Source organism: Conyzicola sp., from assembly GCF_046714715.1.
GTDB lineage: Bacteria > Actinomycetota > Actinomycetes > Actinomycetales > Microbacteriaceae > Conyzicola.
Genome location: NZ_JBKKAD010000108.1, coordinates 1 through 8,393 on the forward strand (window position 1 = coordinate 1; position 8,393 = coordinate 8,393).

At 65.4% G+C, this 8,393-nt stretch carries 8 protein-coding genes and 2 pseudogenes; 5 read left to right on the plus strand and 5 right to left on the minus strand.

Features of this window, described 5'->3' with window-relative positions; all coding sequences use genetic code 11:
• The 4 genes and pseudogenes from ACLQ6X_RS08560 to ACLQ6X_RS08575 all read left to right on the plus strand — a co-directional run.
• Nucleotides 1-206: pseudogene (locus ACLQ6X_RS08560) on the plus strand (cytochrome C oxidase subunit II); the annotation flags it as partial.
• Nucleotides 207-211: 5 nt separating this feature from the next.
• Complete coding sequence (ctaD, locus tag ACLQ6X_RS08565; protein ID WP_411699753.1) at nt 212-1,930, plus strand: cytochrome c oxidase subunit I; 1,719 nt, start codon at nt 212-214, stop codon at nt 1,928-1,930.
• A 2-nt stretch (nt 1,931-1,932) separates the two neighbouring features.
• The gene (locus ACLQ6X_RS08570; protein ID WP_411699754.1) at nt 1,933-2,358 is read left to right on the plus strand and encodes a cytochrome c oxidase subunit 4; all 426 of its coding nucleotides are present in this window, start codon (nt 1,933-1,935) and stop codon (nt 2,356-2,358) included.
• Complete coding sequence (locus ACLQ6X_RS08575; protein ID WP_411699755.1) at nt 2,327-2,785, plus strand: GNAT family N-acetyltransferase; 459 nt, start codon at nt 2,327-2,329, stop codon at nt 2,783-2,785. Before ACLQ6X_RS08570 ends, ACLQ6X_RS08575 begins: the two co-directional genes overlap by 32 nt.
• Before the next feature lie 50 nt (nt 2,786-2,835).
• Here ACLQ6X_RS08575 and ACLQ6X_RS08580 read toward each other — a convergent pair whose 3' ends face one another.
• From ACLQ6X_RS08580 to ACLQ6X_RS08600, 5 genes are all read right to left on the minus strand, one after another.
• Entirely contained in the window at nt 2,836-3,567 is a 732-nt protein-coding gene (locus ACLQ6X_RS08580) for a methyltransferase domain-containing protein (RefSeq protein WP_411699756.1), read from the minus strand.
• Nucleotides 3,568-3,659: 92 nt separating this feature from the next.
• Nucleotides 3,660-5,333, minus strand: a complete 1,674-nt coding sequence (locus ACLQ6X_RS08585; protein WP_411699757.1) for a cytochrome b — start codon at nt 5,331-5,333, stop codon at nt 3,660-3,662.
• Nucleotides 5,330-6,427, minus strand: coding sequence for a Rieske 2Fe-2S domain-containing protein (locus ACLQ6X_RS08590; RefSeq protein ID WP_411699758.1), 1,098 nt, complete (start codon nt 6,425-6,427; stop codon nt 5,330-5,332). The genes ACLQ6X_RS08585 and ACLQ6X_RS08590 overlap by 4 nt, the downstream gene beginning before the upstream one ends.
• An 81-nt stretch (nt 6,428-6,508) precedes the next feature.
• Nucleotides 6,509-7,318, minus strand: a complete 810-nt coding sequence (locus tag ACLQ6X_RS08595; protein WP_411699759.1) for a c-type cytochrome — start codon at nt 7,316-7,318, stop codon at nt 6,509-6,511.
• Between the two features lie 21 nt (nt 7,319-7,339).
• Nucleotides 7,340-7,969, minus strand: coding sequence for a heme-copper oxidase subunit III (locus ACLQ6X_RS08600; protein ID WP_411699760.1), 630 nt, complete (start codon nt 7,967-7,969; stop codon nt 7,340-7,342).
• 94 nt (nt 7,970-8,063) lie between these two features.
• Here ACLQ6X_RS08600 and ACLQ6X_RS08605 point away from each other — a divergent pair.
• A pseudogene (locus ACLQ6X_RS08605) lies at nt 8,064-8,393 on the plus strand (anthranilate phosphoribosyltransferase); the annotation flags it as partial.

An 8,393-nucleotide genomic window follows, 5' to 3' on the forward strand; every position in this document is an offset into this window, starting at 1 on the left:
GCACCTATCAGGGCAAGTGCGCCGAGCTGTGTGGCGAGTACCACTCGCTCATGCTCTTCCAAGTGAAGGTCGTGTCGCAAGACGACTACGACGCCTACATCGAAGGCCAGCGTGCCGCTGGTTTCGAGGGTCGCCTCGGCGCGGAGTACAACACGAACACCAACCTCCCGGGCACCGGCGCGGTTGACCACGGCGAAGAAGGCTAGTCGCAATGAGCACATCAACAGCAACCAGGCCGGGCCTGAGCACACCAGCAGTGGTGCGCCGAGGCAACGTCCTCGTCAGCTGGATCACCTCCACTGACCACAAGACGATCGGGTACATGTACCTGATCAGCTCCTTCATCTACTTCTGCATCGGCGGGGTGATGGCGCTCATCATCCGCGCCCAGCTCTTCGCTCCGGGCCTCAACATCGTCGACTCGAAAGAGCAGTACAACCAGCTCTTCACGATGCACGGCACGATCATGCTCCTCATGTTCGCGACGCCGCTGTTCGCGGGGTTCGCGAACGTGCTGATGCCCCTCCAGATCGGTGCTCCGGATGTCGCGTTCCCGCGACTCAACGCGTTCGCCTACTGGCTTTACAGCTTCGGTAGCCTCATGGCCGTCGCCGGCTTCCTCACCCCGCAGGGTGCGGCCTCGTTCGGTTGGTTCGCGTATGCCCCGCTGTCGAGTACGACGTTCTCGCCGGGGGTCGGTGGAAACCTGTGGGTCTTCGGCCTCGCGATGAGCGGTTTCGGAACCATCCTCGGTGCCGTCAACTTCATCACCACGATCATCACCATGCGTGCCCCCGGCATGACCATGTTCCGCATGTCGATCTTCACCTGGAACGTGCTCGTCACGTCGATCCTCGTGCTGATGGCCTTCCCGGTTCTCGCCGCGGCTCTCTTCGGACTCGGCGCAGACCGTGTGTTCAACGCGCACATCTACGATCCCGCCAACGGCGGCGTCATCCTCTGGCAGCATCTGTTCTGGTTCTTCGGCCACCCCGAGGTGTACATCATCGCCCTGCCGTTCTTCGGAATCATCTCCGAGGTGCTGCCGGTCTTCAGCCGCAAGCCGATCTTCGGCTACAAGACGCTGATCTACGCGACGATCGCGATCGCCGCGCTGTCCGTCACCGTATGGGCTCACCACATGTACGTGACCGGGTCGGTGCTGTTGCCGTTCTTCTCGCTCATGACGATGCTCATCGCGGTGCCCACGGGTGTGAAGATCTTCAACTGGATCGGCACCATGTGGCGCGGCTCCGTGACGTTCGAGACGCCCATGCTGTGGGCCATCGGCTTCCTGATCACGTTCACCTTCGGTGGACTCACCGGTGTCATCCTCGCGTCGCCGCCGCTCGACTTCCACGTCTCCGACTCCTACTTCGTGGTCGCCCACTTCCACTACGTGGTCTTCGGCACCGTGGTGTTCGCGATGTTCTCGGGCTTCTACTTCTGGTGGCCCAAGTGGACGGGCACGATGCTCAACGAGCGCCTCGGCAAGATCCACTTCTGGCTGCTGTTCATCGGCTTCCACACCACGTTCCTCATCCAGCACTGGATCGGTGTCGTCGGCATGCCGCGTCGTTACGCGACGTACCTGCCCGAAGACGGCGTGACGTGGATGAACCAGGTGTCCACCGTCGGAGCGGCGATCCTCGCCACCTCGATGCTGCCGTTCTTCTACAACGTGTACCTCACGGCCCGCACGGCCCCCAAGGTCACGGTGAACGACCCGTGGGGCTTCTCGCGCTCGCTCGAGTGGGCCACCTCGTGCCCGCCGCCCCGCCATAACTTCACCTCGATCCCGCGCATCCGTTCCGAGGCGCCCGCGTTCGACCTCAACCACCCCGAGGCAGAAGTGCCGATCGGTATCGGTCCGGGTAAGGACGCTCCCGACGCCCCCGTGTACGACATGTCAGACGAGAAGGTCAAGTAAGCATGAAGGCCAATATCAACCTCTTCTGGGTGCTGTTTGCGTTCTGCGTGGTCGCCGACATCGCCTACATCATCTGGTCGCTGGTCGACCCGATTCACGGCGGTCGGATCGAATGGGTGGGAACCCTCGGAATCGGTCTCGCCGGCGTGCTGTCCGGCTTCATCGCGTTCTACGTCAGTGCAGTTCACCGCTCGCAGGGCGGCGTGCTCCCCGAAGACCGCCTCGACGCGAACATCGACGACGGCGACCCCGAGCTGGGCTTCTTCAGCCCGTGGAGCTGGTGGCCCGTCATGCTGGCCGCGGCGCTCTCGCTGATGTTCCTCGGCATGGCAGTCGGCTTCTGGATCTCGATCATCGGCGCCGCTATCGTCGCCATCAGCCTCGTTGGGTGGGTATATGAGTACTACCGAGGCAACTTCGCCCACTAGTCAGGTGCTGATCCGTCCGGCCCGCGCGAGCGACGCCGACGTGGTCTTCACCCTGCTGAACGAGCTCGCGGTCAGCTACCTGCCCGACCGCGACGCCTTCGACGTCACGTTCGACTCCTTCGCCGCGGGGGAGTCGAACGCGCTCCTTCTGGTCGCCGAGGTCGGTGGCGTGGTGCACGGCTACGCCCTCACCACCATCTCGCGACTGCTCTACACGAACGGCAGCTCGGCCCAGTTGCAGGAGCTGGTCGTCGAGAGCTCGGCGCAGGGAGCGGGCCTCGGCTCGCTTCTCGTCGAGGCGACGGAGCGCGAGTGCCGCCTGCGCGGCGTTCGCCAGCTCACGGTCGCGAGCCGTCGTGCCTCGGGCTTCTACGAACGCCTCGGCTACGGCTCGACCGCCGACTACCTCAAGCGCTCGTTCGACTAGAGCGGCCCGTTCGACCAGAGCTGCCTGTTTGTCTAGAGCGGCCGGTTCGTCTAGAGCGGCTGATAGACCGACACGTCGACCGCGACGGTCACCGTGGTCGTCGACGCGTCCTCGGTTCCCGGATGCGCCCCATGGTGCCCGCTCGGCCCCATAGCCGCGAGGTCGTCGATCTCCGTCGCGGCGAGCGGCACGTCGTAGGCCGTCGATAGCCGGTCACGCAGCACGAACCGGGCCCCGAGGGCCTCGTCGAGGTGCTCGAGCTTGTCCGGCTGCATGCCGATAAGCCGGCCGCGCTGCCGCAGCTGCTCGAGGTGGCTCGGCGCCGGTGTGACCACCACGAGAGTGCCGCCTGGGCGCAGCACACGGGCGAACTCGTCGGCGTTGCGCGGGGCGAAGACGCACAGCACGGCGTCGGCCCGGTCGGAACGCACGGGCAGCGGGCGCCAGACGTCCGCGACCACTCCCGGCGCGCCCGTGGCCCGCACGGCGAGCGTGACGGCATCGAGCGACACGTCGAGCTCGAGCAGGCGCGCGAGCGGCCTGCGGGCCGTGAGTTCGGCCGCGTAGTAGCCGGAGCCGCATCCGGAATCTACGACGTCGACGGCGCCCGCCGGGAGAGCGGCGTCGATGAGGTCGACGATGGGGGAGTAGTGGCCGAGCGCGAGGAAGCGCCGGCGTGCCTCGAGGATCTCCCGGGTGTCGCCGAGGATGCCGCGCGAGCGGTCGACGAGGGTGAGGTAGCCGCGTTTGTTCGCGTCGAAGGCGTGACCCGAGGAACACAAAAGCGACCAGGATGCGGGCCCTGCGCTGTCGAGATCTCTCTCGCAGCGCGGGCACCGCAACCAGGTCGCCAGTGTCTGAGCGTTCGAACCGATTAGTGGTCGTCTCCGTGGTGCGAGCCCTCGATCTCGCCCTTCGAGACCGGCAGGATGCGGTCTTCGAAGAACCAGCGCGAGAAGCCGGCGCGGAGACGCTGCGTCACCGTGATGCGGCCGTCGCTGTTCGGACGGATCATCAGCGGCTCGTAGTCGGTGTAGCTCGTGAGCCTCCAGCGCTCGGCGTCGCTGAGCGGCTGGTGCACCTCGATGTACTCGCCACCGGGGAGGCGCACGATGCGGCCGGACTCGAAGCCGTGGAGCGCGATCTCGCGGTCCTTCTTCTGCAGGCCGAAGCAGATGCGCTTGGTGACGATGTAGGCGATGATCGGGCCGAGGAAGAACAGCGCCTGCAGGGTGTGGATTACGCCCTCGATGCTGAGCTTGAAGTGCGTGGCGATGAGGTCGGAGCTCGCCGCCGCCCATAGCACCGCGTAGAACGTGACGCCCGCCGCACCGATCGCCGTGCGCACCGGAGTGTTGCGCGGGCGGTCGAGGATGTGGTGCTCGCGCTTGTCGCCGGTGATCCACGCCTCGATGAAGGGGTAGAAGGCGACGAGGCCGAGGAACACGGGCAGGATGATCAGCGGCAGCAGCACGTTCATCGAGAGCGTGTAGCCCCAGACGACGAACTCGAGTCCCGGCGGCACGAGGCGCAGGGCGCCGTCGGCGAATCCGATGTACCAGTCGGGCTGGGTTCCCGCGGACACCGGTGAGGGGTCGTAGGGTCCGTAGTTCCAGATCGGGTTGATCGTGAAGGTCGCGGCGATCAGCATGATCACGCCGAAGACGATGAAGAAGAATCCACCGGCCTTCGCGGCGAACACCGGCATGACCGGAACGCCGACGACGTTGCTGTTGGTCTTACCGGGGCCGGCGAACTGCGTGTGCTTGTTGATCACGAGCAGCAGCAGGTGCACGCCGAGCGCGGCGACGAGGATCGCCGGCAGCAGCAGGATGTGCAGCGTGTAGAAGCGGCTCACAACGTCGGTTCCGGGGAACTCGCCGCCGAACAGCAGGTACGAGATCCAGACGCCGATGATCGGGACGGCCTTGACCATTCCGTCGATGATGCGGAGGCCGTTACCAGAGAGCAGGTCGTCGGGGAGCGAGTAGCCGGTGAAGCCCTCGGCCATCGCGAGCACGAAGAGCACGAAGCCGATGATCCAGTTGATCTCGCGCGGCTTGCGGAAGGCGCCGGTGAAGTAGATGCGCAGCATGTGCAGGCCGATGGCCGCGATGAACAGCAGCGCCGACCAGTGGTGCACCTGGCGCATGAGCAGTCCGCCGCGGATGTCGAACGAGATGTCGAGGCTCGACGCGTACGCCGCCGACATCTCGATGCCCTTGAGCGGCACGAACGAGCCGTCGTAGTGCACCTCGACCATGCTGGGCTGGAAGAAGAAGGTGAGGAACGTGCCCGAGAGCAGGATCGCCACGAAGCTGTAGAGGGCGACCTCGCCGAGCATGAACGACCAGTGGTCGGGGAAGATCTTGCGACCGACCTCTTTCACCAGGCCCGAGATGCTGGTGCGCTCGTCGATGTAGTTCGCGGCGGCACCGGTGAAGCGCGCGCCGCGGGTGGGCGAGGCGAACGGTCCGTACGCGGTCGAGGTCGATCCCGCCGTGGTGGCGGGTTCGTGGGTGACGGGGGTTTCCGTTGCTGTGCTCAATTCAGCTCACGCTCCCAGAAGCTCGGGCCGACGGGTTCTAGGAAGTCGCTCTGGGCTACCAGGTATCCCTCGTCGTCGATGGCGATAGGTAGTTGGGGTAGGGGCCGGCTTGCCGGTCCGAAGATCACTTTCGCCTGGTCCGAGACATCGAACTGCGACTGGTGACACGGGCAGAGAAGGTTGTGGGTCTGCTGTTCGTACAGCGCGACCGGGCAACCGACGTGGGTGCAGATCTTCGAGTAGGCGACGATGCCCTGGTACGACCAGTCCGCCTTCTCTTCGGTCTCGATGAGGTCTTCGGGACGCAGGCGCATAACGAGCACCGCGGCCTTGGCCTTCTCTTCGAGCCTGTGCTCTTCGTCGTTGAGACCCTCGGGGATCACGTGGAAAGCGGATCCGTACGTGACATCCGAAGCTTTGATGGGGGTACCGGAGGGGTCGCGGGTGAGGCGGGTTCCCTCTTTCCACATGGTGTGACGCAGCAGTTCGCCGGGCTCTTCGGCCGGGGCGAGGTCGCGGAACATCACGACGGCGGGGATCGGCGTCACCGCGAGAGCCGCGATCAGGCTGTTGCGGATGAGGGTGCGGCGGCCGAAGCCCGACTCCTTGTTGCCGAGGGTGAAGACCTCGACGGCCTTCGCGCGGGTGGTGTCGCTGCCGCGGGTGCCGTGACGCTCTTCGGTGATCTCGGCGTCGGACATGAGCGCCTTGGCCCAGTGCACCGCGCCGACGCCGATGCCCAGCAGGCCGAGGCTGATCGCCAGGCCGAGGGCCAGGTTGCTGATGCGCACTGAGTCGAGGTTGCTGGGGTCGATCGGGAAGAGGAAGTAGAACACGACCGCGAGCACGCTGCCGATGAGCGACAGGAAGAACAGGGCGGAGACGCGACGGGCGGCTTCCTTGTCTTTCTTCGGGTCGAGATCGGTGACGCGCAGGCGGTGCGGCTGGTGTCCGGGATTCGGGATGCCGTCGGTTACGACGACGGCGGTACCCGAGGAGACCGTACGAGGCACGGATGTCGCGACAGCAGTGCCGGCCTCTGTGCTGCCGGCCTGGTCTGTACTGCCGGACTGGCCACCGTTATGGTCTGCCATTGTGTTCCCTTCAACTGTGCGCGAAGCGCGAAGTGCGATGTAGTTGTGATGCCGTGGGCCGACCGGAGTCGACCTCGGCGCTTAGTTGGATTTGGCGGTGAGCCAGACGGTGATCGCTACGATCCCGCCCAGGCCGAAGATCCAGATAAAGAGACCCTCGGAGACCGGACCGAGGTTGCCTAGGTCGAATCCGCCGGGGGAGGGGTTCTCGTCGAGGAACTGCAGGTAGGTGATGATGTCTGCTTTGTCTTCGAGCGTGAGGTTGTTGTTGTTGAAGACCGGCATGTTCTGCGGGCCGGTGACCATGGCCTCGTAGACGTGGGTCGACGTGACGCCCGAGAGCGACGGGGCGTACTTGCCCTGCGTGAGCGCTCCGCCGGCTCCGGCCACGTTGTGGCACATGGCGCAGTTGATGCGGAAGAGCTCGCCACCGAGGGCTGCGTCGCCCTCTCCGGCGATCGTCTCCTCGTCGGGGAGACCGGGGCCGGGCGACTGTTCGCCGACGTAGGTGTAGAGGGCCTCGATCTGCTCGTCGGTGAACTGCACCGGCTTCTCTTCTGCCTGCGGGCCGCTCGCAGCGAGGGGCATGCGGCCGGTCGAGACCTGGAAGTGAACGGATGCCTCGCCGACACCGATGAGGGTGGGGCCCTCGCTCGTGCCCTGGAGCGCCGTGCCGTGGCAGGTGGCGCAGTTCGCGGCGAAGAGCTTGCCGCCCTCTTCGACGAGCTGCTGCTGCGAGGCCGACGTGTCAGCCGTGGCGCTGGTGGTGGCGAGCGCGTAGACGCCGCCGGTGCTGAGGAGGCCGATCACGATGAGGGCGACGGACGCGAGGGGATGCCTGCGGCCGACCTTTCGCTGGTCGGTGGTGGTGCGTGAAAACTTCTTCGCCATGGTGCTTACGGGTCCCGATTCTTACTGGAGGATGTAGATGATGAGGAAGAGGCCGATCCAGACGACATCGACGAAGTGCCAGTAGTAGGAGACGACGATCGCGCTGGTCGCTTCCTTGTGGCCGAAGTTCTTGACCGCGTAGCCGCGGCCGATGATGAGGAGGAAGGCGACGAGCCCGCCGATCACGTGCAGGCCGTGGAAGCCCGTCGTGAGGTAGAACGCCGACCCGTAGGAGTCGGACGACAGGGTGAGGCCCTCGCTGACGAGAACCGCGTACTCGTAGATCTGTCCGACTACGAAGATCGCGCCCATGGCGTAGGTGAGGAAGAACCACTCGACCATGCCCCACTGGGTGGGCTTCGGGCCGGTGCGCCGCGGCTGCAGGCGCTCGGCGGCGAAGACGCCGAACTGGCAGGTGAACGACGAGAGCACCAGGATGATCGTGTTGACGAGCGAGAACGGCACCGTCAGCAGGCTCGACTGGGATTCCCACAGTTCGGGGCTGGTCGAGCGCAGCGTGAAGTAGATCGCGAAGAGGCCGGCGAAGAACATGACTTCGCTTCCGAGCCACACGATGGTGCCGACGGCTACCGAGTTGGGGCGGTTAACCACAGGGGCGCCGACGGAGGGGCTGATGGAGGTCGTAGTCACCTCTCCATTATGTCCGATAACGGGGCCACCGTTTCCCTTTCGGCCGGTCAGTCGCGAGCCGGCGCCGACGAATCCGGTCATTAGAATTCGTCCTATGTCGTCTGCACTGACCTGGCCCCGCATTCTCGCAACCCTCGTTAACGGGGAGAACCTCTCCATTTTCGAGTCGACGTGGGCCATGAAGCAGGTCATGGCGGGCGAGGCCACCTCGGCCCAGCTGTCCGGGCTGCTCGTCGCGCTCCGCATCAAGGGTGAAACCGTCGACGAGATCGTGGGTTTCCGCGACGCCGTGCTCGAGAACGCCCTTCCCCTCGACGTCGACCCGAGGGTGCTCGACATCGTCGGCACCGGGGGCGACCCGTACGGCGCCGTGCTGAATATCTCGTCGGTGGCGTCGGTCATCGCCGCTGCGGCCGGGGTGCCC